Source organism: Paraburkholderia sp. FT54 (assembly GCF_031585635.1).
GTDB lineage: Bacteria > Pseudomonadota > Gammaproteobacteria > Burkholderiales > Burkholderiaceae > Paraburkholderia.
This window is the reverse complement of record NZ_CP134196.1, coordinates 2451824-2476000: the sequence shown is the minus strand read 5'-3', so window position 1 is coordinate 2476000 and position 24177 is coordinate 2451824. Positions and strand designations below refer to the sequence as shown.

General features: G+C 58.7%; 24 protein-coding genes and 1 pseudogene. 14 read left to right on the top strand and 11 right to left on the bottom strand.

Annotated elements, in window-relative coordinates:
- Positions 1-71: 71 nt before the first annotated feature.
- Entirely contained in the window at positions 72-1208 is a 1137-nt protein-coding gene (locus RI103_RS30725; RefSeq protein ID WP_310818616.1) for a porin, read from the bottom strand.
- 418 nt (positions 1209-1626) lie between these two features.
- On the opposite strand from RI103_RS30725, the gene RI103_RS30720 reads away from it, so the two are divergent.
- The 5 genes from RI103_RS30720 (at position 1627) to serC (ending at position 5068) form a co-directional block, all read left to right on the top strand.
- A complete protein-coding gene (locus RI103_RS30720) occupies positions 1627-1806 on the top strand; it encodes a hypothetical protein (RefSeq protein ID WP_310816429.1) in 180 nt (59 codons plus the stop codon).
- On the top strand, positions 1743-2069 hold the full coding sequence (locus RI103_RS30715) for a winged helix-turn-helix domain-containing protein (RefSeq protein ID WP_310816428.1): 327 nt from the start codon (positions 1743-1745) through the stop codon (positions 2067-2069). The genes RI103_RS30720 and RI103_RS30715 overlap by 64 nt, the downstream gene beginning before the upstream one ends.
- Positions 2070-2521: 452 nt before the next feature.
- A complete protein-coding gene (locus tag RI103_RS30710; protein ID WP_310816427.1) occupies positions 2522-2737 on the top strand; it encodes a hypothetical protein in 216 nt (71 codons plus the stop codon).
- On the top strand, positions 2730-3977 hold the full coding sequence (locus tag RI103_RS30705; protein WP_310816425.1) for a RimK family alpha-L-glutamate ligase: 1248 nt from the start codon (positions 2730-2732) through the stop codon (positions 3975-3977). The genes RI103_RS30710 and RI103_RS30705 overlap by 8 nt, the downstream gene beginning before the upstream one ends.
- Positions 3974-5068, top strand: a complete 1095-nt coding sequence (gene serC / locus RI103_RS30700) for a 3-phosphoserine/phosphohydroxythreonine transaminase (protein ID WP_310816423.1) — start codon at positions 3974-3976, stop codon at positions 5066-5068. Before RI103_RS30705 ends, serC begins: the two co-directional genes overlap by 4 nt.
- Positions 5069-5178: 110 nt before the next feature.
- Here the strand turns inward: serC and RI103_RS30695 are convergent, their stop codons facing one another.
- Together RI103_RS30695 and RI103_RS30690 are read right to left on the bottom strand one after the other, a co-directional pair.
- Positions 5179-6534 carry an ATP-binding protein gene (locus tag RI103_RS30695; protein ID WP_310816422.1) on the bottom strand — a complete coding sequence of 452 codons (1356 nt, stop codon included), beginning with the start codon at positions 6532-6534 and terminating at the stop codon, positions 5179-5181.
- Positions 6521-7204 (bottom strand): response regulator transcription factor, encoded by a 684-nt coding sequence (locus tag RI103_RS30690; RefSeq protein WP_310816421.1) that lies wholly within the window; start codon positions 7202-7204, stop codon positions 6521-6523. The genes RI103_RS30695 and RI103_RS30690 overlap by 14 nt, the downstream gene beginning before the upstream one ends.
- A gap of 148 nt (positions 7205-7352) precedes the next feature.
- On the opposite strand from RI103_RS30690, the gene RI103_RS30685 reads away from it, so the two are divergent.
- Entirely contained in the window at positions 7353-8030 is a 678-nt protein-coding gene (locus RI103_RS30685) for a response regulator transcription factor (RefSeq protein ID WP_310816420.1), read from the top strand.
- A gap of 103 nt (positions 8031-8133) precedes the next feature.
- Here the strand turns inward: RI103_RS30685 and RI103_RS30680 are convergent, their stop codons facing one another.
- The 5 genes from RI103_RS30680 to RI103_RS30660 form a co-directional block, all read right to left on the bottom strand.
- Complete coding sequence (locus tag RI103_RS30680) at positions 8134-9213, bottom strand: hypothetical protein (protein WP_310816419.1); 1080 nt, start codon at positions 9211-9213, stop codon at positions 8134-8136.
- Between the two features lie 65 nt (positions 9214-9278).
- On the bottom strand, positions 9279-9545 hold the full coding sequence (locus tag RI103_RS30675; protein WP_310816417.1) for a TonB family protein: 267 nt from the start codon (positions 9543-9545) through the stop codon (positions 9279-9281).
- Positions 9546-9987: 442 nt separating this feature from the next.
- A complete protein-coding gene (locus RI103_RS30670; RefSeq protein ID WP_310816416.1) occupies positions 9988-10386 on the bottom strand; it encodes a biopolymer transporter ExbD in 399 nt (132 codons plus the stop codon).
- A 2-nt stretch (positions 10387-10388) separates the two neighbouring features.
- Positions 10389-11078 carry a MotA/TolQ/ExbB proton channel family protein gene (locus RI103_RS30665; protein WP_310816415.1) on the bottom strand — a complete coding sequence of 230 codons (690 nt, stop codon included), beginning with the start codon at positions 11076-11078 and terminating at the stop codon, positions 10389-10391.
- Positions 11079-11100: 22 nt separating this feature from the next.
- Entirely contained in the window at positions 11101-13269 is a 2169-nt protein-coding gene (locus RI103_RS30660) for a TonB-dependent receptor (protein WP_310816414.1), read from the bottom strand.
- Between the two features lie 362 nt (positions 13270-13631).
- Here RI103_RS30660 and RI103_RS30655 point away from each other — a divergent pair, with 362 nt between their 5' ends.
- The 8 genes and pseudogenes from RI103_RS30655 to RI103_RS30620 all read left to right on the top strand — a co-directional run bounded on the left by RI103_RS30655 (position 13632) and on the right by RI103_RS30620 (position 20680).
- Entirely contained in the window at positions 13632-14339 is a 708-nt protein-coding gene (locus RI103_RS30655; protein WP_310816413.1) for a phosphatase PAP2 family protein, read from the top strand.
- A gap of 335 nt (positions 14340-14674) precedes the next feature.
- Positions 14675-15154 (top strand): carboxymuconolactone decarboxylase family protein, encoded by a 480-nt coding sequence (locus RI103_RS30650; RefSeq protein WP_310816412.1) that lies wholly within the window; start codon positions 14675-14677, stop codon positions 15152-15154.
- A gap of 70 nt (positions 15155-15224) precedes the next feature.
- Positions 15225-15632: a cupin domain-containing protein gene (locus RI103_RS30645; protein WP_310816411.1), complete on the top strand. Its 408-nt coding sequence runs from the start codon at positions 15225-15227 to the stop codon at positions 15630-15632.
- A 108-nt stretch (positions 15633-15740) separates the two neighbouring features.
- The gene (locus RI103_RS30640; RefSeq protein ID WP_310816410.1) at positions 15741-16739 is read left to right on the top strand and encodes a LysR family transcriptional regulator; all 999 of its coding nucleotides are present in this window, start codon (positions 15741-15743) and stop codon (positions 16737-16739) included.
- Between the two features lie 119 nt (positions 16740-16858).
- Positions 16859-16978 (top strand): annotated as a pseudogene (locus tag RI103_RS39730) (NmrA family transcriptional regulator); the annotation flags it as partial.
- 148 nt (positions 16979-17126) lie between these two features.
- Entirely contained in the window at positions 17127-18107 is a 981-nt protein-coding gene (locus RI103_RS30630) for an alpha/beta hydrolase (RefSeq protein ID WP_310818615.1), read from the top strand.
- A 432-nt stretch (positions 18108-18539) separates the two neighbouring features.
- Positions 18540-19295, top strand: coding sequence for an SDR family oxidoreductase (locus RI103_RS30625; protein WP_310816409.1), 756 nt, complete (start codon positions 18540-18542; stop codon positions 19293-19295).
- A gap of 623 nt (positions 19296-19918) precedes the next feature.
- Positions 19919-20680, top strand: coding sequence for a hypothetical protein (locus RI103_RS30620; RefSeq protein WP_310816408.1), 762 nt, complete (start codon positions 19919-19921; stop codon positions 20678-20680).
- Between the two features lie 480 nt (positions 20681-21160).
- Here the strand turns inward: RI103_RS30620 and RI103_RS30615 are convergent, their stop codons facing one another.
- The 3 genes from RI103_RS30615 to RI103_RS30605 all read right to left on the bottom strand — a co-directional run bounded on the left by RI103_RS30615 (position 21161) and on the right by RI103_RS30605 (position 24045).
- The gene (locus RI103_RS30615) at positions 21161-21946 is read right to left on the bottom strand and encodes an enoyl-CoA hydratase-related protein (RefSeq protein WP_310816407.1); all 786 of its coding nucleotides are present in this window, start codon (positions 21944-21946) and stop codon (positions 21161-21163) included.
- A 96-nt stretch (positions 21947-22042) separates the two neighbouring features.
- Positions 22043-23725, bottom strand: coding sequence for a cation/acetate symporter ActP (gene actP, locus RI103_RS30610; RefSeq protein ID WP_310816405.1), 1683 nt, complete (start codon positions 23723-23725; stop codon positions 22043-22045).
- Positions 23722-24045, bottom strand: a complete 324-nt coding sequence (locus RI103_RS30605) for a DUF485 domain-containing protein (RefSeq protein ID WP_310816404.1) — start codon at positions 24043-24045, stop codon at positions 23722-23724. The genes actP and RI103_RS30605 overlap by 4 nt, the downstream gene beginning before the upstream one ends.
- Positions 24046-24177: the final 132 nt, after the last annotated feature.

Genomic DNA, 24177 nt, shown 5'->3' with positions numbered 1-24177 from the left:
GACACGCAGTTACCTGCAGAATCCGTCGCGCTGCACGTTGGCGCAGCAACGGCGGATGTCCGGACAACCTATTAGAAGCGCGTCCTCAAGCCAATTATTGCCGCTACCTGACTGTTGCCCGACGACGCTGACAGGCCGGTGATGTTCGCGGTGATGCCGGAGTTGCCAGCACCGCTCACGTGCTGATAGACACCCTCGAGATAAACGTCGGTGCGCTTGGACAGCGAGTAATCCGTGCGCAAGTTGATCTGATTATATTTCGGGCTGACGCCGCTTACGCGTGCATCGGTAAATGTGTAGGACCCGATGAGAGCCAATGCCGGCGTCAGGTTATAGCGTCCGTTCAGTTCGTAGTTCGTAAATCGGGCATCGCCGCCTGTCAACGTCAGCCCCTTACTCGTACCGGAGGCATACGCGCCAATACCTGTCGCTGCGGACAATTTAGTCTGCGTGATCACGACACCCGCCACTGCAGGACCGAAAGCATAGCTGAGGCCGCCGCCAAACGTGCGCTGGTTGCCCGCGCTAAACGTCGCGTCGTCAGAAACCGCACCCGCCGGAAATGTCGAACCCGAGTTATTCAGTTGGAGGTAGCCGACTGCTGCATTCAACGGACCCCAGTTATAGGACGCACCAACGCTATACGCACGATTCGAGGCGAATCCACCAGCCTGGTTCGAGAAACCGTACAGGCCGCCGAACTTGAGGCCGCCGTAGTTGATGCTTTGATACTTGACCGAATTGCTGACCCGGAAGGAGTTGTCCAGGTTATCGTTGTCGTATGGGTGGGCGAAGTGCGTGCCGCCGTATTGTGTGCCGGTCAACGAAAGTGGGCCAAGGTAATCGACCACGGAGTCGTATTGACGACCGGCGGTCAGTGCGCCATACGTTTCACTCGACAGACCGACGAATGCCTGACGTCCAAACATGCGGCCGCCTTGACCAAGCGAGCCGTTTTGAATGCTAAACCCGTTTTCCAATGTGAAGATGGCTTTCAGTCCGCCGCCAAGATCCTCGGCGCCACGCAATCCCCAACGGCTGCCGTTTGTGTCGCCGCTGGTTGCCTGGAAGTTTTTCTGACCGTGCTGATTGTTGGTGTAGGTCAGACCTGCATCGATTAAACCATATAGCGTGACGCTGCTTTGTGCATGGGCGGCGCTCGCCGAAAGACACAATGCACTAACTGCAAGCAAAGACTTTTTTTTGATTCAGGTTCTCCAAAGCGAAAGAGATGTTAGAAAGGCTCAACTTCTGTGAGATGAAGCCCACGGCATCTTAATCATTGGAATGGACGCGGGTCCTCGTCCGTCACACCAATTCAGAATTGCTGGTTCTCTTGCGCATACGGCTGATCACTTATCCCGTGCGGAATAAAGGCGAAAAATATTTGTCCTACGGACAAGGCATGCATGCGTATTCTTTTAGCCGAATCGGTTGAGCGGGACGCAAGGCGACTGTCGTCGATTCTGCGCGCCCAAGGCTATGCCGTCGACCGTGTCAGGAACGATCGCCAGGTGCAGCTCGCACTCAGCACGGCGCGATATGCGCTGGTCGTCTTGAACATGATGTTGCCCCGCGGGTCGAGATCTCGATCTTCTTGTCCGGTTACGTCGCATCAATCGTGCGGTGCCGGTCTTCACCTTCAAGGAAAGTGACAGCGTCGCCGATTGTGTACGTGCCCTCGAGGCCGGCGCCGACGACCATCTGAACAAGCCGTTCGATTCGCGCGAACTGGTCGCTCGATGTCGCGCGTTAGTACGTCGCTCTCAGGGAGCAGTACGGGTCAGATCCGGCACCGCGAACTGATTATCGACACGGCATCGCGAGCGGTGACGCGCGCGGGTGTACCGGTCACGATATCGGCACGGGAGTGGGCAATCCTGCTCCAGCTTATTGCCTACCGTGGCATACCTCAGTCGTCGTCGACGCTCGAAGACTGCATCTATGGGTGGCAAGAGGAAGTAGAGAGTAATGCGATCCAGGTTCACATCTCCAACCTTCGCAGGAAGCTCGGGGCGGAGACGATCGAAACGGTGCGGAGGGTTGGATATGTCATCAGAGACGAGTAGGGGAGAAGTGAAGTCCGATCTGAAACTGAATGCGAACGCGCAACTACGCCTTCGACCCGAAGAGCGGGCGCCTGTTTTTTGTTCGCGCGACCCCGGTAAGCTGTTCGTGGGTGCTGGCCGCTTATCGTGCCCTGCAACCCCGAATGCGTTTCGACCTGAACGTCTCTTTGACAGTATGAGCGACGTAGCGGCCAGCGAGTTCGATGTCTGTTTCATACAAAGTCATCAAGTCGTCAAGCAGGCAGCGCATGCGGAATTCGGCATCGCGCGGCGCTGTATGAGCTGTTGCATTAACTCTTTTTCATCTTCGCGCGAAAAGACTGCAAGATCCCCGCGTCTACCATCTTGCCCGTATGGACGTTATGACGACGCGTAACGCAATCCGACTGCGCACTCGAGGTAGCGGTCGCTGGACGCAGCACGCTGCCATTTTCACACAGAGAGGAATAAACATGGGCGTACCGAAGGACCGCGCAATCCCTGTAGGTCTGTCGCTGGTTGTCGACAACTCGCCGGTGCGTGAGAGGTCGGCGAATCGCGGAGCGAAGTCCGGGCAGACCATTCTCCAGGGTTGGTTCGAGGAAGAAGTGGGATATGTTGGCGTGCGGGCTTCTGCGCTTCAGGTTGTATCGGATTCAAATGCGAGCGAATGGGACGGCCATGACTGATTCAGCCCGTCAGGTCTATCAATCACTGGGCCTGAGCGTGCTATTAAGGGCGACAACCGCCGGCAACGATCTGACGCCAATCGGCGTGAGTCTGCTTGAGTACGCACAGGACCATGACGATCCGGAAGCACTACTCGATCTCTCGCTTGTGTTGGAGATGAAGTACGAAAAACAGGCTGCGCTTGCCGTTCAGCAGCAGGCACTACAGATGCGCCGACTGTACCGTATCAGGAATGCCAGTAACGAGAATCCATCGCTGAAGTTGCTCGTGCTGAAAGCGCCTGGCGACCTGATGGCAAATACGCCGTTCGAGTGCCTGCTTGATCACGCCGACCTGCAGATCGACGTGCTTTATGTCGATGGACACGCCACGCAGGAATACGGTTTGCCGGAGCACGACGTCGTCCTGGTGGCGGCGTGCGCGCTGGATAAAAACGCGGCAGCTCTCACCCGGATCGCCGCGTTGTTGCGTCAGACAAGCAAGCGCGTGCTCAACGAGCCCGAAGGCATCGCGCATACGACGCGCGATGCTGCCTACGCGTTGCTGGGACGTGTCCCGGGCATTTGTATGGCGCCAACGACACGTGTTTCGCGCGCTCAAATTCTGGATCTGCTCGCGGGTCGTTCCGACAACCTCTTCATGCTGGACTTGAACTATCCGCTCATTATCCGCCCGGTCGAATCGCATGCCGGCAATGGGTTGGAGCGCGTTTCGTGTCCTGCGGAACTTGCCGATTACGCGGATCGAACGGCTGATGCCGAGTTTTACATCGCACCCTTCATCGATTACAGCAGTGCAGACGGTCTGTTCCGAAAATACCGGATCGTGATGGTCGGTATGACGCCCTTTTTGTGTCATATGGGTATTTCGGCGCACTGGATGGTTCACTACCCATATGCGGAGATGATCGCGCATCCCGAGCGTCGGGATGAAGAGGAACGTCTAATGAGCAATTTTGACACGACCTTTGCGGTGCGCCATCGTGGAGCTTTGCGCGCTGTAGCCGAGCTGACAGGTCTGGATTACGTCGGATTCGACTGCGCCGAAACAGAGGATGGAAGGCTGCTTATTTTTGAAATTGCGACAGGTATGATCGTGCACGATATGGATGACGCGACCTCCTTTCCGTACAAACTTCCACAAATGCGCCGCGTGTTCAGTGCATTTCATGAAATGCTGGTCGATGCGGGAACGCTGTCGGCTACCGCGACCAACACACACGAATGTCGATCAGAATGAATTCCAATGTCCTGAATTTCTCAGGTGGTCCTGGCGCGCTGCCTGAAATCGTTCTGGAGCAGACTCGTACAGCTATCGTCGCTTTGCCGGAGACGGGCATTTCTGTGCTCGGTATGAGTCACCGTTCGGACTGGTTCCGTTCGATCCTGGTCGAAGCGGAAACGAACCTGCGGGAGCTGCTCGGAATCTCGGACGATTACGCTGTCACGTTCCTGCAAGGCGGCAGCAGTCTGCTATTCGCCACGATTCCGATGAACTTTGCGACGCCTGCCTATGCGCCGCCCGAATATGTGACGTCTGGCTATTGGAGTGGCCGGGCGACCGCCGAGGCCGCGAAGGTAGCGACCAGAAAAATCGCATGGGACGGCCGCAACACGGGCTATCGACAACTTCCTGAACTTCATGATCTGGATATCAATCCGTCGGCCGCATATTTGCACTACGTTTCAAATGAGACGGTTGAGGGCTTGCAATTTCCGCTCGTGGAGAATGCAACGAGTGTCCCGCTCATTGCAGACATGTCCTCGGATTTTTTGTCAAGACCGTTTCGTTCAGATCAGTACGCGATGATGTACGCGCATGCCCAGAAGAACCTGGGTCCGGCCGGCGTGACAGTAGCGGTAATTCGGCGCGATCTGCTTGAGCGGATTCCGGACGGGTTGCCGGCTATTCTGGATTTTCGCACGCATATTTCTCACGGCTCGAACTTCAATACGCCGCCTGTGTTTGCGATCTATGTGCTGAACCTGGTGTCACGCTGGCTTCGCACTGAAGTGGGTGGGCTTGAAACGATGCAAGCGATCAACGTACGAAAGGCGCAGTGTCTCTATGGTGCTCTCGACGCAATGCAAGATGCGGTCTCCATTCACGCGGCGCCTCGCTGGCGGTCGCAGATGAACGCAGCATTCACGTTCGGTGATGCCCGGCTCGACGATGCGTTCATCGCCGTAGCGGGTGAACGAGGCATGGTCGGTCTCGAAGGACATCGTTCGATCGGTGGGTTGAGAGCGTCGCTGTACAACGCGGTGACGGAAGATGCCGTAGAGAGTCTCGCCGACGCGTTGCTAGAGTTCGCGCGGCGTCGGTCCTGAGCACAAGCGAGGTAAAAGGTTCGCGGTGATTCGTGGGAGTGTCGCTTTCGAAAACCGGTTCCCGCTCAGCATCAGACGCCTGCTCATGCGGGACTGGCGAGCAGGCGACGTTACTCGTTCGGTTTGTACAGCAGGACTTCACATCCGGGCGTTGCGTCTTTGAAACGAATTGTCATGCCATGCATCCCCGCTACCGCGAGTGCGAGACTCAGTCCAAGCCCGCTGCCCGGCGTATGACGGCTCGCCTCGCCCCGATAGAACCTTCGCATCACAGCGTGTTGTTCGGCGGGCGCAATGCCGGGGCCGTCATCGGAAACTATCACGCCAGCGCCAGTTCTGTCGCGGAACACGGTGAGCCGCACATGGCCGCCGTGCGGTGCGAACTTGATGGCGTTTTCCACGAGATTCGCCAGCGCCTCGAACAGCAGATTGGGGTCGCCCTGAATCTCGAGCGGCTCGGACATGGGCCGCCGCAGTTCAAACGCGATCTGTTTTTCTTCGGCAGTGGGCTCGTAGAACTCGAACACGTCGTCCACGACCTCAGCCAGATCGACAGTGGTGAAACCCGCACGACGCACACCGCTTTCGATTTCCGAAATACACAGTAGCGCATTGAAGGTGCGTAGCAATCCATTTGTTTCGACGATGGTTTCGTCGATTACTGCCCGGTATTCCTCCTCGGTTCTGGCGCGCCGCTCAGCACGTTCGAGTCCGCCGAGCATGCGTGTAAGCGGCGTGCGCAGATCGTGTGCAATCGCATCGCACACGCCTTTTACCTCGTTCATCAGCCGCTCGATTTCGTCGAGCATGCCGTTGACGACGCCGACGAGGCGATCGACATCGTCGCGTTTCGAATGCAAAGGTAGGCGCCTGCTGAGATTGCCAGCGACGATTTCCTCGATCGAGGCTGTCACCGCATCGAGCCTTCGCATCGCCGAGATGCCAATCAGGCTCGCGCCGACGAGACCGACCACAAACGTGATCATTGCAGTGGAGAGCAAGGCGTGCACCAACTCTTCGTCGAAGTGATCGAGTTCCCGCGTGTTCTGGCACTGCAGCGCAATGCGGCTGCCTGGCACACGTGCCGCGATACATCGGCCAGGCGGCTGGCGCGGCAGATCTGTGAGGCGCATGGAGAACGGCTTGTCGAAGAAGGGGATCGCCGGTTGATTGCCCGCATAACCGCCCGCAAGATGTTTGCCGTCCGCGTCGAAGAGCCCAAACGGGCGCTGATGGCTGGGATCGAGCTGGTTCTGATGTTCAAAGCGGGCAACCAGTTCCTGCGGGGCTGCGCGCGTCAGTCGCACGTGTTCGCGAACTAGCCAGTCGTCGATGCGCTCCTGCTCGAAACCCGTGATCTCGCGGTACAGGTAACCAAATAACAGTATGGCGATCACGCCGAACAGCGCCAGAAACAGCGTGGCGAGGCGAAAGCCGGTGGTGCGATGCAGTTCAGTCAGGCGCATGCAGCATGTATCCCGAACCGCGCACGGTATCGATCATTGATGTGGTCCCGTCCGGGTCCAGCTTCTTTCTGAGGCGGCTGATATGCACATCGATCACGTTGGTCCGCTCGTCGAGCCGGTAGTCCCATACCGCCTCGAACAACATGGTGCGACTCACTACCTGGCCCTCGTGCTGCATCAGATATTCGAGTAGCCGGTATTCGCGTGGCAGGAGCGGCACCGGCCGGCCGGCGCAGGTCACCTCACGTTTGAGCGGGTCGAGCCACAACGGACCGACCTGGTATCCCTGCGCGCCAGGCGCCGCTTCGCGCCGGCGCATCAAGGCGTCGAGCCGCGCGGTGAGTTCGACGAATTCGAACGGCTTGGTCAGATAATCGTCACCGCCTGCTCGTAAGCCACGCACCCGTTCGTCGACCGCGGACAGGGCGCTCAGAATCAGCACCGGCGTGAGCACGCCGGCGCTGCGCAACGCCGCCAGCATGCCGAGCCCTTCGAGTCCACCCGGCAGCATTCGATCGAGCACAATGGCGTCATAGCTGTTGGCGACCGCGAGCATCAAGCCGTCGCGGCCGGTGCTCGCCGACGCTACCTTGCAACCGTGATCGGTCAGCGCTTCAATGATCTCCGCGAGAGTCTGCTCGTCGTCTTCGACGACCAATACGTTCGACATGCATTTTTCCAGAAGTGAGCAAAGATCGCGCACCGGTTGCCCGGCCGTTTACACTAGATCGTACCCACATTGTCCGCAGTATGCTCCGCGAAGCCGCACAGGCATTTCGCCCCAACATGAAAAATTTTAATGTAATCTCGAATAAAGCATGCGAATTCTTCTGATCGAGGACGACGCGCGCGCCAGACAGTTCCTGGCGCGCGGGTTGAGCGAGAGCGGTTTGATCGTCGACGCGGTGGCGGATGGTGCGACCGGGCTCGCGTATGCGCGCGAAGGCATTTACGACGTGATTGTGACTGATCGGCTACTACCCGCGCTCGACGGCATCGTGCTGGTGCAGCAGTTGCGCGCCGAAGGTCAGTCGACGCCGGTGCTTATGCTGTCGGCTGTTGGCGGCCTGAACGATCGCGTCGGCGCGATTCGCGCGGGTTGTGACGACTACCTGGTGAAACCGTATGCCTTTGCCGAAGTGCTGGCGAGAATCGAGGCGCTCGCGCGGCGAGCGGATCGCAGCAGGATGAGCGAGCGGCTCGAATGCGCGGATCTGATGCTCGACACGCGGGCGCGGACCGCGAGCCGAGGGGGGCGCGATCTGCGCCTGCAGCACCGCGAATTCCTGTTGCTCGAATGTCTCGCGCGCCGCGTGGGACAGGTCGTGACGCGCAGCATGTTGCTCGAAGCCGCGTGGAACTATGATTTCGAACCCCGTGGCAATATCATCGATATGCACATGCATCGGCTACGCGCGAAAGTCGATCGGACTTTTCCGGTGGCGTTGATTCATACCGTCATGGGCGCGGGTTACGTGCTGAACCCAGCGCCCTGATCCGCACCGCCTGTCGGGACGTTCGAGCTACGGTTGTATGTTGCGCTGCCAGAGGCTTTTCCGATGACAGGGCGGTCCTATCCGGCGCCAGTTGTTTCGGGCGTCAGTCCTCCATGCCCGACCGGGCGCGACGTTGCGCGGCGAGCACTTCGAACGTGCCAGGAATAACCGTCGGACGCGGGTGCGGATTTTGTGCGGTCGCCGCTTCAGGAGGACCGAACTTCGACGACACCAGATACACGCGGTGCTCCTGCGGATCGAGCGCCATAGTTTTCGCGCCTTCCAGCGTCTGCAAGTTTTGCACGACGCTGTAGTGATCTGAGTCGTCTTCGTGCACCACCGTCATCGTACCGCTCTCGCCATTCGAACTGAACGCCAGTTTCAAAGCTGAATCGAACGCTGCGGCATCCGGATGACCGCCAATCGGCAAGTCCGCTACCCGACGGCCCGACGTAGCATCCATCACCATCATGTGATGGTTGGCGCATACCGTGAAGAGGCGCTCGTTTGCGGCGTCGATGGCGAGCCCGCTTGGCTTCTCGCATGGTGCGAGCGGCCAACGCGCCTGCACGGTTGTAGACTTGCCGTCGAGTTCCACAATCTCGCTTCTGTCTTCCACGTTGACGAAAATGTTGCCCTGGCGGTCGGCCGCGAGCGCTTCCGGCTTGCCGCCAACCTGGGCGGTGGCGACCACCTTGCGTGTTGCAACATCAATCGCACTCACGCTCTCGGCATGCCCGTTACTGACAAAAACACGGTGCAGGGAAGGCACATACAAAATGCCATCCGGATCCGCGCCGGCGGCGGGAATGGTGTCGACAACCTTCAGCGTATCGAGGTTGACGACGGTAATCGTATTCGCCCGGCCGTTCGTCACGAAGCCGAGCTTGCGGTCCTGCACGAACGCGAAACCGTGCACGCCGTCGGTGTTTTCGATTTCGCCGAACAGTTTGCCCGTATGCGTATCGAGCACCTGAACATGGTCGCCGCGGCTCACGAACAGATGATGACGCACCGTATCGTACGCCACGTAGTCCCATCGTTGCGCGCCGTCCAGCCTATAGTGCTTCGTCACTTCGAACTGCGCGTCGGCCTTGAAGGTTACCGCATGCGCCGCGCCACACAACCCTGCGCAAAGGAGTCCGCTGACGAGTAAGGTTCGCAGAATATTGTTTTGTTTCAAGTTGGAATACTCCGGTTGATGCAGTCGATACTGTTGATGCGATCGTTAGACGAACGCGTTGGCGATCAACCTTGGTCGTCGAGATTGAACGTGACCCACAACTGCTCAGAAAGCGTTTTGCCCACAAAGGCCGGCTCCGGCTTTGGGTAAGCTGCGTCACGCACCGCCGCGACAGCGGCGCGATCCAGTAATCCAATTCCGCTGGAGACCACCACCCTCACATCCGACACCTCACCGTCGCGATACTGGAAGGCCACCCGCGTGCGGCCGGCCATGCCAGCCATGCGTGCCGACTCCGGATAATGCAGTGCCGCCTGAATTGCGGCACGCAATGCGCCCTCGAAACTCGGCGACGCAGTTGCGGGCGGAGCGGGCGGCGTAGGGCGCGGCGGTTCGGGCGCAGGCTCGGTCGGCGAGGCCAAAGGCACCGCCGGAGCTGGCGCAGGCGCCGGCTGAGGTTCATTCGGAACCGTTGGCCTCGGCGGCGTATGTGTTACCACGTGATGCACCGGCACAGGTGGCCGAACCGGAGGCGGCACCACGGGCCGCGGCGGCGTTTGCACCGCCGGCTTTGGCGCGGGCTTCGTCGGCGGTGCTGGGGGCGCCGCGAGCGTCAACAGCGTCGATGGCGGATCCACAGGCGCCGGCAACTTGTGCGTCAAAAGCAAAAACGCACCGCCCATCAGGAGCGCTTCCGTAACTAGCGCGATTGCTGCAGCCGGATAAAGGCGCGTTCGTTCCTGGTGCATCGTGGAAGCGGGAACAGTTGCCATGTCAGTTCGCCACCGGTTGCGCAGCCAGCGCGATCTGCGTGACGCCAGCGGCCCGGCACGCGTCCATCACCGCGACGAGCTTCTGGATCTGCGCCTGCTTCGAGCCCGCAATTGTCACCGACGTATGGGCCGCGTCGGCGCGCGCAGCGAGCATCGCCGTCAACTGCGAGGTGCTGAGCGCCTGGCCGTCGACCGACAGCGAGCCGTCGGTCGACAGCGTGACCGTCACTTTCGGCGGCGGTAGCGACTGCGTGGTGGCGCTCGATGGCAATTGCGTGCGCAGACCGGCATTCGGGATCATGTGCAGCGTAATCATGATGAAGAACACCAGCAGAAAAAACATGATGTCGATCATCGGAATGATCTCGATGCGAGCCTTGCGCGCTTCGAAGTACTTCATCGTCACACTCCCTGCGACGCGAGCTGGCCGGCCGCCGCGCGCGGCGCCTCACGCACGGCTTTCGAGCCTTCCTGGGACGTGCGCGCAAGCCGGTTGACAAGTGCGGTTTTCACCGTCTCCAGTTGATGCACGATCGAGCGCACGCGGTTGTGCAAGCCATTGAAGAACACAAGGCCGATCATCGCCACGAACAGACCCGACGCCGTCGCGATCAGCGCCTCGGCGACGCCGCCCGTCACCTGGGTCGGAGCATTGCCGGGATTCGACAGCACCTGAAACGCGTTGAACATGCCCAAGATCGTGCCAAACAATCCCAGCAAGGGGGCGAGCGTCACGATCGTGTCAAGTACCCATAGAAAGCGGTCGATGCGCGGTGCTTCGCGCATGATCACTTCATCGAGACATGCGCCGAGTTCCTCGCGGGATGCCTTGCCGACCAACCTCGCCGCCGTCTCAAACAACCTGCTGGTGGGCAGACCGTCGAACTGCTCGGCGCATGACGCGAGCGTCGTCGCGTTCAATGTGGTCAGGTGGTCGAGTTGTTCCAGCGCAACCTGACCGCTGCCCGCCACGCGGTGCATATACCAGAAGCGTTCGACGATGATCGTCAACGCAACGAACAGCATCACAGCGATGACGTAGAGCACGCCGCCCGAATCGTTGGCAAGGTCGGTGAAGTGGGCAATGTTCATGATAAAAGTTTCCAGGTAGAGATCAGAAGTCCAACTGCATCGTGCCGATGAACGCGCGGCCCGGGACTGTGTAGTAGAGCGGCGTGCTGTCAGCAACGGTTTGGCCGGCGAGCCAATCGATGCTGGTCCGGTTGAAGAGATTGTCGATCTGGAAGCCAAGGCGTACGTCGCGGAACCACGGCGCGGGGCTCTTGAACGTATAGCCGGCGGCGAGATTCGTCACGGCATAGCCGCCAATCGGGATCTGGTTGCCGGTGAGACCGTATTGCCGGCCAATGAACTTGGTGATCAGCGAACCGGTCACCGGTCCGCGTTCATATATCAGACCGAATGCGGCCGTTTCGCGCGGCGCGTTCGGCATCCAGTCATTGGTGCCCTTCTGCTTGGCCGCATTGATCGTGAAGTTGCCGTACAGACTGAAGCCGAGCCCCGCGTAGTACGTCCCTTCCAGTTCGACGCCCTTGTAGATCGCCCCACCTGCGTTCTGGAAGTAGGTGACACCGCCGAGCGTTTGGCTCGTGACCGCATTCTTGAAGTTGATGTAGTAGAGATCCGCTGAGGCCGTCAGGCGATCGTTCTTAAACGTGGTGCCGATCTGGTAGTTGTCCGTTTGCTCCGGCGATGGTTGGCCGGAGATAGCCGGATTGTTGACGTAAAGCCCGTTCAGATTGGGCGCGAGAAAGCCCTGCGCATACTGGGCGTAGGCACTCCAGAACGGATTGATCTGTTCGTGAATCTGCAGCGAAGGCAGCACCTTGGTCCAGGTGTGGCTGAAGTCCACCGGCGTACCTGAGCCCTGGTTCATGTCCGAGTACAGATGACGCGTAAACGACACGTATTTCACGCCGGGCGTAATCGAGAGGCCGTACGGCAACTTCAGCGTGTATTGCATATACGGCTGCCACGTAAAGAAGTTGTCGTTCATCGTGAAATTCGGCGACGTGAACGCGAAATTGAGGCTGTCGTCGACGTTGAAGTTGTTGCGGAAGTTCGTCTGATACGTGAGCCAGGTTCCGAGTTCCAGCGTGCCTGGCCCGATATCCCTTTGCGCGCGCAGTACATCACCCCACGCGCGGTAGTTGTTGTTCATCTCCTGGCCAGGTACGTTATTCGCGCCATAGATCGTGCCGTTCGGCGTTTCGCCGTTCGGATCCATACCGTTGAAGCCGTTGTGATAATAGCCGTATGTGTAGAGCTTGTTGTCGATCACCCACTGTGCGACCTTCGTCTTCAGGCCGATGTACTCGAAATCCGTATTGATCAGGTCGAAGTTGTAACCCGAGAACGCCTGGCTCATCGGGTCGCTGGAGAGGCCGTAGTTGGGACCGAACTGCGCGATCTGGTCCGCGGTCGCGCCGTACGACACGTTCTGGTGGATCTTCGTATACGTGCCGAACAACGTGAGCACGGTATTGTCGCCTAGCGGCTTATCGAGCTTGAAGTAGACGTTCTGACGACGCTGGGCCGCACCGGTCAGATAGCCATCGCTGCTGCTTTGGGTGTAGCCGAACATCGCGCGCGCGTCGCCCAGCTGCTGTATGTCGCCCGTGTTGAATTCGGCGCCGGCGAGCCACGTGTCATAGCTGCCATACGAGCCGATCAGCGAAGCCGACGGAGTCATCGTCGGATCCTTCGATTGCATGCCGAGCGTGCCGCCGAACGTCGCGAAGCCAATTTGCGATGCGTCGCCGGGCCCGCGATCGACGGTGATGCCGTTGAGGAATTGCGACGTGAAGAACGATGTCGAGTGGTGCGAGAAGTCGTTCGTATCGCCGAACGGAATTCCGTCGAACGTTACGTTATACTGACCGTCCTGGAAACCCCGGATGGTGACGCCCGCCGACTCCATCAGACCGGGGCCGTTCGGATTGACGCTCTGAACACTCGGCGCGATATTGGCAATGTCGCTGTAGTTCGAAGTCGGCGCGGTGCTGTTTTCGATGTAACGGCGGCTGATCGTCGACTGTGGTTCAGTCGCCGTGAGCGAACCTTGCGAAGGGGCTTGAGCCGGTGCGGATTCGACTTTCCTGTTTGCGGCTGTCGCGCTATCCGACGACGAGACGGCGGTGCTTTGCACGGATCCCAGGTCACCTGAGTTCTGAGCCCCGGTGGCTTGAGCGTAAGAGACCTGCGTTCCGGCGACGCAGAGTGTGGCGAGAACGAACTGCGTCAGCGGCTTCTTGCGAAGCATTGAACTTTCCCGATGCATGGTGCGTGGATCCTTGGATTGAATGTCGCCATGGGGCGTTGAGTCAAACAAGGCGCGATGTTAGCGACGGTGCATTAATGCCCAGTGATAGCTAACTTACGAACTTAAGGTTCTCATTGCAGGTCAACAACGAGCCGCGAGAATCGTAAGAAATGCCGCGCGAGAGCTTAGATTCGTAATGTTGCGGACACCGCGCATTCATATGCTCGCACTACGATCAGCACCTTCATCCGCGCTTGACGCGTATTCGAAATCTGTTAGCCTGGTGGCCATTGCGGGCGCTACGTCCGGGCTTCGCTGCAAGCCATCCTCTCTTCGCGGGCATTATGAAAGGTTTTTCTTCCTTGTCGCTGATTGTTTGCGTATTGATTTCAGCGGGCACAATGGGCGCGGCAGCCCAGCCTGCGCAGGCGCATACCGCCACGTATCTCGACGCGCACCAGGTTGACCTAAGCAAGCTCCTCGCGCCGCCTCCCTCCGTGGAATCCGCGCGTGGACAGGCGGATATGACAACTGTTCTGGAGGTGCAGCGCACCCGCACGCCTGAGAAGGTGGAGCGTGCGAGAGCCGATGTTAAGAAGACGGTGTTTCGCTTTGCAGATGTGCTTGGCCCTGCGTTCAACGAAGCCAATCTGCCGAAGACCACGGCGCTCTTTGATGCCGCGAACCACGATGCGTCGATAGTGGCGAAGAGCGGGAAGGAATTTTTCTCGCGGGCACGACCTTACATTGCGAATCCGGACGTGCATCCGTCGGTGCCGCTCAATCCGAAAGACGGTTACGATTCGTACCCAAGCGGTCACGCCACCTTTGGTTATATGACAGCAATCCTGCTTGCGCAGATGGTCCCTGAAAAGCGCGACGCAATTTTTGCACGCGGCCGCGAATACGGCGATAACCGAGTAGTGGATGGCGTCCATTATCCGAGCGATGTGGAAGCCGGCCGAATCGACGGCACGCTCGTCGCCGAAGCGCTGATGGCAAATCCCGAGTTTCAGAAAGCCTTTGTCGAGGCGAGAGCCGAAGTACGTACGGCCTTGGGGCTCAATTGATCCGACGTTAGCGAATGGCCGCTCACATGCCACGATCGCAGTATCTGGCGTGGTTCGAAACAGGCTGTTTTTGCGTTACAGGTTGAACGATATCTTGCCGCGTTTTCTGGCACGGCCAATGGGCGCTGCTGCGCTTTATCGAAGGCAAACTCGGATCAGCCTCGGCGGCGCTCGCGCAACTCAACTCACCGATTGATGCTTCGCGGGCAACACTGTGAGCCCGTCCGCATGGCTACCGTGACACGCTGCCTCCATCTACGATGACTTCGTGCGGCTCATCGCCGCCAACTGCACCTGCAACGCAGGGTGCTCAGTCATTGTCGACAGGAGAAATCATGACACAGCGTCTCAACTATTTTCAGCAATCGCCGGCACTGGTCAAGAAGTTCATTGAACTCAACAATTTGCTGAAAGACGGCACCATCGAAGAATCAATCCGTGACCTGGTCTCAATCCGGGCGTCGCAACTCAATGGTTGTGGATTCTGTCTGGACATGCACGTGAAGGAAGCGCATATTCACGGCGAGCGTGAGTTGCGCATCCATCACCTCCCGGCGTGGCGCGAGTCGACGCTCTTCGCACCACGAGAACGCGCCGCGCTTGCCTGGACGGAAGTGCTGACCAACCTTCCCGAACACGGCGTCCCCGACGAGATCTACGAGCGCGTGCGTACCCAGTTCTCCGAAAAGGAACTCTCGGACCTGACGTTCGACGTGATGGCCATCAACGGATGGAACCGCGCGAACGTCGCGTTCAAGATGGTGCCGGGTTCGTTCGACAAGGCATTCGGTCTGGACAAGGCGAACCTCGCCTGAGCGGGCTATTTCGTTTTCTCTTCAATCTGGGCCCGCGCGGGCGGGTCGCGTCACTCAGGAGCACATCATCATGCTTCGTTTGAAAAGCTCCGCTCTGGCCGCGCTTTTTATCGTAGGCGCGTCGTTCGGCGTGGCTCGCGCCGCCCCGCCCGACGCGATCGTCACGCCCTTGATGACGCAGTCTCTCGCCGACTATCCGGGAAAGGAAGCCCTGATGATCAGCGTCGAGTATCCGCCGGGTGCGGCGGATCCCATTCATCGGCATCACGCGCACGGTTTTATCTACGTACTTGAAGGATCGGTCGTGATGCAGGTCAAGGGCGGCAAGGAAGTCACGCTGACGCCCGGACAGACCTTCTATGAAGGTCCGAACGATGTTCACACGGTCGGACGTAACGCAAGTCAGACGCAGCCTGCCAGGTTCATCGTGCTGCTGCTGAAGGACAAGGGTGCGCCCGTTCTTGTTCCGGAAAAGTAACCGCATAACAGCGTCCGCATGCCCGATCCGCCAGAAAAACGGCGAACCCTGTCACAGATGGCAGCGCTGATACGTCTAGTCGCTACGGACTTCACGGATCGCGCTTCCATGTCAAACTACTTATCAGACCGCCTCTCCGGCGGCACCGACCCGTTCGCAAGCAGCTGTGCGACCAGCTACGCCGGCGTCGTTTCCTTTCTCGCCGTTGCCAACGAAGGCAGCTTTGCCCGTGCGGGCGATCGTCTCGGGATCGCGCGTTCCTCCGTTAGCCGCAATGTGCAGAAACTCGAGGCCCAGCTCGACGCGCGCCTGTTCCTGCGCACGACCCGCAGCACGTCGTTGACGCGCGAGGGGGAACTCTTCTACGAGAACTGTCAGCCTGGCATAGCGCGCATCGCCCAGGCGCTGGAAGACATGCGGGAACTGCGCAACGGGCCGCCGCGCGGCCATCTGCGCATCGTCTCGACACCGGGCTTCGGCCGCAAGATCGTCGCGCCGCTGCTGCGGGGCTTTCATTCGCGCTATCCCGAGATCGCCCTCGAATTGCTGCTGAACGACCGGCCCGCCGACTTCATCGCCGATCGCGTCGACGTTGCGTTTCGCGACGGGCGCATGGAAGACAGCGGGATCGTGGCGCGCCAGCTGATTCCGATGCAGATGCTCGTCTGCGCGTCGCCCGGTTATGCGCGAAGACACGGATTGCCGCGGCATGTCGATGAACTGGCGGATCATCGCTGCATCAATTTCCTGACCGCGTCCGGGCGCATCAGTGAGTGGGAGTTCAAGGTCGACGGTCTGCCGCAGCGGCGCCAGCCCGTCGCGCAGCACACATTCAACGACGCGGATCTGATCGTGCAGGCAGTGCTCGACGGGCTGGGCATCGCGCAGTTGCCTGCGCATCAGGTTTGCGATCTGCTGGGCGACGGGCAGCTGGTCAGTTGTCTCGCGCAGCACGCACCGGAAGACAGCGGCCACTACATCTGCTATCTCAGCCGCAAACAACTTCCTGCCCGGGTCCGCGTGTTCATCGACTATATGACCGAGCACACGAGAGCGCTCGACCTGCAGTGTCTGACGACGATGACGGCGTTACCGACGCTCGAGTGACGGCGCCCGAACGACGGTGCGTCGATTGGTGCTCCTCACGCAACACGATGCGTCCCTCAGCAGCCCTACCGCATGATGCAGTGCGCGCCTACGATGCTTCCTGTACGGAGGGCGCGCGAATCGCGGCTAGTCCGGCGAAGCACCGACAAACCCTGAACGAGGCGTTGACGGGTGCGAATGTCGTAGTCGATCTGGCCAATTCATCATCGTTCGAAGATGCCGCCGTGCTCGAATTCTTCTAAACGTCCAGCGTTTCCTCTCGGCGACTCACGATTCGCGCAAGGTCGTCGAACTCGGACACATGACGAGATGCTGGCCGCTGGAGATCAGTGCGATGAGAGATTGCAGTCCGTTCTTCAACTAAGTATTCACATAAGGAGCAGCATCATGTCCACAAGGGACAAGTTCGCGAGCAGACCGGCGCGTCGCAACCTATTGATTGGCGGCGCCGCTGTCGCCGGAGGATTGGGAGTTTCGCTGCTCTCCAGCACGGCCGAGGCAGCGCGGTCAGGCGCCTCGAATCCTCGCGGCCAGCAGCAGCCGGGGAACTACATCGCAGCGAAGGACGGCACACAGCTTTACTACAAAGATTGGGGCACTGGCCGACCTGTGGTGTTCTGTCATGGCTGGCCACTGAGTTCCGATAGCTGGGAATCGCAGATGATGCTCGTGGCCTCGCACGGTTTTCGTGCCGTCGCTCACGACCGCCGGGGACACGGGCGCTCCGGCCAACCATGGGGCGGCAACGAAATGGATACCTATGCCGACGACCTGGCGACGGTGTTCGATACCCTCAACTTGACCGACGCCATCCTCGTGGGGTTTTCCACCGGCGGAGGGGAAGTGGCCCGCTACGTCGGCCGTCATGGCACGCGTCGCGTGTCGAAGGTCGTGCTGGTTTCGGCCGTGCCGCCGCTGATGCTGAAAACCGCCGCGAACCCGGGAGGGCTGCCGATCGACGTATTCGACGAACTCCGTGCCGCTCAACTGGCCAACCGTTCTCAGTTTTATAGAGATGTTGCGTCAGGTCCGTTCTATGGCTTCAACCGGCCGGGCGCCAAACCTTCGCAGGGATTGATCGATTCGTGGTGGATGCAAGGAATGGAAGGCGGCCAGAAGAACACTTATGACTCGATCAAGGCGTTCTCCGAAACCGATTTCACCGAGGACCTGAAAAAAATCGACGTCCCCGTGCTGATCATTCACGGCGACGACGATCAGATCGTGCCCATCGACGCTGCAGGTCGCGCATCGGCGAAGCTAATCAGGAATTCAAAGCTGATGGTTTATCCCGGCGCCCCTCACGGCTTGACGGACACACACAAGGACAAGTTCAACGCGGACCTGCTGGCGTTCATTCAGAGCTGAAGTCGAACGCGGGTGCGCGAGGCATCTTCCGGACACGCCATGCCTTCCATCGTTTGGCCCGTCGGTTAAGCAGTTCATCATGAAATGATGAAACGTGGAATGGTATGGCGACTGGCGCACGCGCATGAATACAAACTCAGTACGCGAACCTTTCAAGTTGACGTTCCATTTTCCTGAAGAGCGTCTATGTTTCTATGGTGCGCTGTCCTTTGCGCGCACCACGGGCTTACCGGCCCGTTGACGATTCCTGAGATGCTTCCAGCATCTCGAACGCCACCCGCGGTTCTTGCCGCGGTCCGTAAAAATCCGCAATCGGCTTCGACGGTGCCTGGCGCCAACGACTGGAGCAGGGCGATATGTAGCCGGCACCGCGATGGCGCTTCTTCCGGATCTCTTTAGCTTTCTCCAACAATCGACGAAGGAGGGTGAATCATGCGAATAGTTATCATCGGCGGCACCGGCCTCATCGGCTCGAAGACCGTCCCCATTCTGCGTCAGGCTGGCCATGACGTCATCGCAGCCTCGCCGAAGAACGGCGTCAACACGCTCACTGGCGAGGGACTCAAGGAAGTCCTCACCGACGCGCAGGTAGTGATCGACCTCGCCAATTCGCCGTCGTTCGAAGATAACGCAGTGCTGAAATTCTTCGAAAGCTCCGGCCGGAATCTCCACCCAGCCGAGGCTGAGGCGGGTGTCCAACATCATGTCGCGCTGTCGATTGTCGGAGCCGACCGGACGCCCGAGAACGGTTATTTCCGCGCGAAAGTTGCGCAAGAAAAGCTGATCGAGGCTTCCGGCATTCCCTTCACGATCATCCGTTCGACGCAGTTCTACGAATTCCTCGGCGGTATCGCCGATTCCGGCACGGAAGGCAACACTGTGAGGCTTTCACCGGGCCCGTTCCAGCCCATTGCGTCTGACGACGTCGCCGCCTTTGTCGCCGATGTGGCGCTCGCCGCCCCGCGCAACGGCATCGTTGAAATCGCAGGTCCGGAACGCGCACCGTTTGACGAGATCGTTGCCCGCTATCTAAAAGCAACGGGCGACAAGCGAGAAGTCGTGCGTGACGCGCAGGCTCGTTATTTTGGTGGCCTCGTCGGAGAGCATTCGCTCGTGCCACTCGGCGAAGCGCGCCTCGGTCGCATCGGATTTGACGAGTGGTTTCGGCGCTCGCAGGGCAAGTCGTAATTCCCGCGGAAACGTTTGAAAGCATGTCTTACATGAAACACTTTATCTGTGCGTTACTCGTTAGCGCCTTACCGTTTGGCAGCTTTGCAGAGACGTCGAAGAAAAAAACGCGAAAGTGGCGCTCGTCTACCAGCACGAGCAACCGAACGTTCCTGGAAAGTGCATCAAGAGTGTGCTCGTCGAGTACGGTCCGGGCGGCTACTCGCCCGGCCACACACATCCAAAGTCAGCGTTCATCTGTGCTAGCGTGCTTGAGGGGCCATTCGCAGCCAGGTCAATGACGGTTCTGCGACCGTTCGTGAAGCTAATGTTTGCGGTTACGTCGGCCGATGGCAATCGCGTGTTCACCACCGACCAACCGCGTCATCGCGTTGTCAGTCCGAGATACGATCCCTGATTGCCGCGGGGCGCTCGGAAAATTGAATCTCATCCACCGACGCGGCGATGGCTTCCGGGAATCCGCTCTAGCGTAACCGTTGTCGCGCCGGGACGTGTTCCGGACCGCGAGCGGCTGCACTCGGCAGGCACAGCGATCGCACCGGATCGGCATCAGAGCGCGAAAGCAGCGGCAACGCACACAGAGAAGGCAACCACGCTTACATACAGAAACGGAGAATCGAACAGTGCACCATCTAAGCATTGTCGTCATTGTGTTTGCATGCGTGTTTGGTAGCGCCCTGCTCGGATTGCATCTGCACTCTCTGTTGCCAGAGCGCCATCTCAGCGATGAATCGGTCGGTGTCATCAAACTGACGATCGGATTGATAGCCACGATGGCAGCGATAGTGCTTGGACTGCTGATCTCGTCGGCGAAAAGTTCGTTCGATGCCGCGAACGCCGCGGTTGTACGCGACGCTACCGATATCATTCTGCTCGATCGCACACTGGCCCAATATGGGCCCGAGACGCAAGAGATCCGTACCTTGCTGAAGCAGTTCATCGCCGGGGGAATCCAGAAGGCCACTTCAGGCGACCCGGATCAGTTGGCAAGTATGCGTAGTCCCGAGGACCTTGGACGGGGGGAGAACATTCAACGCAGAGTGGCGGAACTCTCGCCGCACAGCGAAGCGCAACGCCGGCTACAGGCGGACGCCATCAAGATCGCCGGTGAAGGGTTGGCGATGCGAGAGCTTGCGCTGCTGCAAGCAGCAGGCTCAACCCCCATGCCGCTACTGATAACGCTAGTGTTGTGGCTGTGCATCATCTTCGGCTCGTTTGGCCTGTTCACATCCCCCAACACGACTGTCACCACGACGTTTTTTCTGGGCGCGGTGTCCACTTCCATCGCAATATTTCTCATCCTGGAGATGAACACGCCGCTCGGCGGGACTATCGCTGTCTCGCTTGCGCCGTTGCGCGAGGCGCTCACCATGCTCGGCCAGTAGCCACGGAATCCACCCTCATTTTTGGAACCCCGATCTCTGATGCAGTGGTTAGCTTCCTTAAATCTATCCGGCGTCGTTGTGGGAAAGTGTTCCCGCGCCACGATGAGAGCCGCGCGTGACGATCCTGACAAATTCGTCGACTTCGAGAGCCAATTTGAACGGCATAGCGGCCCGACGAACAACATGCAGCCTTGTGATAATCAGGCCCGACGCCTATCAGGACTTGCTCGCCTGCTCGAACACGGAAGAGGTCCGTTCATTTCTCACGCTCTATCGCACCGACGAAATGGCAGCCGAGTCCCCGGCCCTCCCGCCAATGAAGCCGAAAGCCTAACTGGGAAAGCGCCGGAGCCGCCTCTATGCTAAGAAGGGTTCGAAGCAGATCCGCATGTTTGCCGGCTTTGAGTCTTTCGAGCGATCGATTTCGCGGCTGAAAACGACGAGGATGGGTCGTTAAACCGCGACATCAATTGATGAACTCTACATTTTTTGTCGAACGATTCTCGTGAAATCCGCCTGGCGCTTTTGCGCAAACGCCGCGAAGGCTTCTTTCGCTTCGGCGCTTGCAAGTCGCTCCACGAAGATGGAGCGTTCGCAATCCATCTGCGCTATCAACTTCTCCGCGTCTCGCATTAGTCGCTTCATCGCGGTCAGCGATCCGATGGGCTTGGCGGCAATCTTTTCGGCGACAAGGTGCGCCTCCGCACGGAGTTCCGCGTTGGGAACCACCTTGTTTGCAATACCCCATGCAACGGCAGCACTCGCGGGAACGGCTTCCCCGAGGGCGAACATTTCGAATGCCCTGGCATGCCCAATTCGCAAGGGAAGCAGGTAACTTGAGGCGGCTTCGGGAACGAGAGCCAGATTCACGAAGGGGGTGATCAATTGCGCCTCTTCAGAGAGAAGCACGTAGTCACAATGGAGCAACATGGTCGTTCCCACTCCGACAGCCTTGCCCTGGACCGCGGCAACGAGCGGCTTCCTCGCATTCGCCAGGCCTTGCAGGAAGCGAACCACGTTAGGTTCTTTCGGACCGTCGCCCGTCGACTGCGCTGCGAATTCCGAAACGTCGTTGCCGGCCGAGAACGTGTCTCCATCAGCCTGAATCAACAACACCCGGATCTCGTCATCGTCATTGGCTCTCGCGATGGCATCCGCAAGAGCGCCATACATCTCGTTAGTGAGCGCGTTTTTCTTATCCGGCCGCGCAATCGTGACGGCCAGTACACCGCAACCTGATAGCTCATATTTGATTTCCGGGGTCATTTTCTTGCCTCTTAAAATTCGAGGCGTCGAGAGGTATCTCCTCGGGAACGCCATCGCGTTTAAAGTTCGGATGCCTGCACAGCGTCTTGCCGTATATCAGTGGCTGGTGGCTTCCATTGGTGATATGCCTGTCTGCGAGATGAACTCCTGCGCGTCGAAGGCGGCAATCTCCTTTTTTGCGCGAGCAGTACGGTCAAGCTTCGAGAAGATAAATATGCCTGCGAAGGCGAGCGGCACGGAAAGAAGCGAAGGATTGTCGAGACTGATGGGCGCGCTGGCATGTTGCATGACGTCAACCCATACCGGTTTGGACAGTATTGTCAAAACTACGGCTGAGACAAGGCCGAGCAGGCCGCCAAGCACAGCGCCTAGCGTGGTTGTGCCTCGCCAGAATATTGAGCAAAGAAGAACGGGGCAGTTGGCGCTGGCGGCAATCGCTGCCCCCATGCTGACAATGAAGGCGACATTCACGTGCTCAAAAGGAATGCCCAAGCCTACTGCGATCATCGTTAGTGCGACAGTTGATATGCGCGATATCTGCATCTCGCGGCGATCGGACTGCTTCCCGCGAGCGATGCACGAAGAATATAGATCGTGCGAGACGGTTGCCGCACCGGCCAATGTCAGACCCGCTACCACGGCGAGTATGGTCGCAAAAGTCACAGCGGCGATGAAGCCGTAAAAGACACTTCCTCCGACTGCCTTGGCCAGGTTAACGGCGACCATGTTTGTTCCGCCGATCAGGTCCCGGGTGAGCAGAAACTGACCGGTCGAACCAATTTTGAAAAATTCTGGATGTTGGGAGAGAAGGGCGATCGCAGAAAAGCCGATGACAAAGGTGAGCAGGTAAAAATAACCAATAAAGCCCGTTGCGAAGAATACCGATTTTCTCGCTTCGGCCGCGTCACGAACGGTGAAGAAACGCATCAGGATATGAGGAAATCCCGCTGGACCGAGCATGCCGGCTATGCCGAGCGATAGTGCGTTTAGTGGCTCGTGCATGAGGTGCCCTGGTCCCATGATTGCTCCCGAGTGCGGATGGGCGTGAATCGCCGCGGTGAACATCGCCTCTGGACTGAAACCAAATTGAGCAAGGGAGGCTACCGCCATGAACGTTACGCCAAAAAGAAGGAGCCCAGCCTTGATTATCTGCACCCATGTAGTTGCGGTCATCCCTCCAAATGAAACGTACGTGACCATCAATATGCCGACGATCACTTCGGCAATCCAGTAAGGCAGATGAAAAAGCAACTCGATTAGCTTGCCCGCGCCAACCATCTGCACGATCAGAAAAAAGACGACGACTACAAGCGAAGTACACGAGGTCAGCAACCGTATTGGCACCTGTTGCAACCGGTGTGCAACCACGTCCACAAAGGTGAACTTGCCCAGGTTTCTCAGTGGTTCGGCGAGCAGAAACATGAGGAATGGCCATCCTGCAAGAAAGCTGATGGCGTATATGAGTCCATCAAGGCCAAACGCGAAAACCATGCCGGAAAGACCCAGGAAGGACGCAGCGGACATGAAGTCGCCCGCCATAGCGAGTCCGTTCTGTAAGCCTGTAATGTTGCCAGCGCCTGTGTAGAAAGCGCGCGTCGATGTATTTCGACGGGCGGCCCAGCGTGTAATTGCGAGAGTCACACAGACGAACAGGAAGAACATCGAAATGGCGATAGGGTTCAGCGTCGCTCCGTGGACAGCGGAACCGGTGCCCTCGGCGGCCTGAACGCAAGCTGGAACACAAAGAGCAGCAAGCGGAATGTGTAATGTCGGTTTCATTCTGCGTGCGCTCCGCTGGATTTCTGCAAGACGCGTTTCATACTGGGGTCGAGGACGCGAGTCACGACAAGCGCGTACCATCCGGTCAGACTGACAGCAGTCACAATGACGATTACACCGGCAACGATGCCGATGCTGGTGGAAGCGCCGTGGTAGATCGGCCGTGCTAAAAAGCGAGGCGCAGCGGCCACGAGAACGATGAATCCGTAATAAGTCAGTGTCATCAGTCCAGCAAAGGTGAAGCTAAAGCGGCGCTTGGCTCTCACAAGCGCCCGATAGTCTCCACTTTTCCGTATTGCGTCTATTAGGATCTGTTGCATGGATGTCTCCTTTCTGCCTCTGGGAATCGCCTTTTGGCGTATGTCGGCCTAACATCTGCTAATCAACCGTCTTGTACCAGCGACGGACTTGTTATATTGGTTGCGCGCCGCGGCAATTTGATTGATAACTCG

What these genes read in the sequence shown, in the direction of transcription:
- RI103_RS30715 (WP_310816428.1), top strand. Translation starts at nt 1,743, where the DNA reads ATGTCGCGCGTTAGTACGTCGCTCTCAGGGAGCAGTACGGGTCAGATC.
- RI103_RS30710 (WP_310816427.1), top strand. Translation starts at nt 2,522, where the DNA reads ATGGGCGTACCGAAGGACCGCGCAATCCCTGTAGGTCTGTCGCTGGTT.
- RI103_RS30705 (WP_310816425.1), top strand. Translation starts at nt 2,730, where the DNA reads ATGACTGATTCAGCCCGTCAGGTCTATCAATCACTGGGCCTGAGCGTG.
- serC (WP_310816423.1), top strand. Translation starts at nt 3,974, where the DNA reads ATGAATTCCAATGTCCTGAATTTCTCAGGTGGTCCTGGCGCGCTGCCT.
- RI103_RS30695 (WP_310816422.1), bottom strand. Translation starts at nt 6,534, where the DNA reads ATGCGCCTGACTGAACTGCATCGCACCACCGGCTTTCGCCTCGCCACG.
- RI103_RS30690 (WP_310816421.1), bottom strand. Translation starts at nt 7,204, where the DNA reads ATGTCGAACGTATTGGTCGTCGAAGACGACGAGCAGACTCTCGCGGAG.
- RI103_RS30685 (WP_310816420.1), top strand. Translation starts at nt 7,353, where the DNA reads ATGCGAATTCTTCTGATCGAGGACGACGCGCGCGCCAGACAGTTCCTG.
- RI103_RS30670 (WP_310816416.1), bottom strand. Translation starts at nt 10,386, where the DNA reads ATGAAGTACTTCGAAGCGCGCAAGGCTCGCATCGAGATCATTCCGATG.
- RI103_RS30665 (WP_310816415.1), bottom strand. Translation starts at nt 11,078, where the DNA reads ATGAACATTGCCCACTTCACCGACCTTGCCAACGATTCGGGCGGCGTG.
- RI103_RS30660 (WP_310816414.1), bottom strand. Translation starts at nt 13,269, where the DNA reads ATGCTTCGCAAGAAGCCGCTGACGCAGTTCGTTCTCGCCACACTCTGC.
- RI103_RS30650 (WP_310816412.1), top strand. Translation starts at nt 14,675, where the DNA reads ATGACACAGCGTCTCAACTATTTTCAGCAATCGCCGGCACTGGTCAAG.
- RI103_RS30645 (WP_310816411.1), top strand. Translation starts at nt 15,225, where the DNA reads ATGCTTCGTTTGAAAAGCTCCGCTCTGGCCGCGCTTTTTATCGTAGGC.
- RI103_RS30640 (WP_310816410.1), top strand. Translation starts at nt 15,741, where the DNA reads ATGTCAAACTACTTATCAGACCGCCTCTCCGGCGGCACCGACCCGTTC.
- RI103_RS30630 (WP_310818615.1), top strand. Translation starts at nt 17,127, where the DNA reads ATGTCCACAAGGGACAAGTTCGCGAGCAGACCGGCGCGTCGCAACCTA.
- RI103_RS30625 (WP_310816409.1), top strand. Translation starts at nt 18,540, where the DNA reads ATGCGAATAGTTATCATCGGCGGCACCGGCCTCATCGGCTCGAAGACC.
- RI103_RS30615 (WP_310816407.1), bottom strand. Translation starts at nt 21,946, where the DNA reads ATGACCCCGGAAATCAAATATGAGCTATCAGGTTGCGGTGTACTGGCC.
- actP (WP_310816405.1), bottom strand. Translation starts at nt 23,725, where the DNA reads ATGAAACCGACATTACACATTCCGCTTGCTGCTCTTTGTGTTCCAGCT.
- RI103_RS30605 (WP_310816404.1), bottom strand. Translation starts at nt 24,045, where the DNA reads ATGCAACAGATCCTAATAGACGCAATACGGAAAAGTGGAGACTATCGG.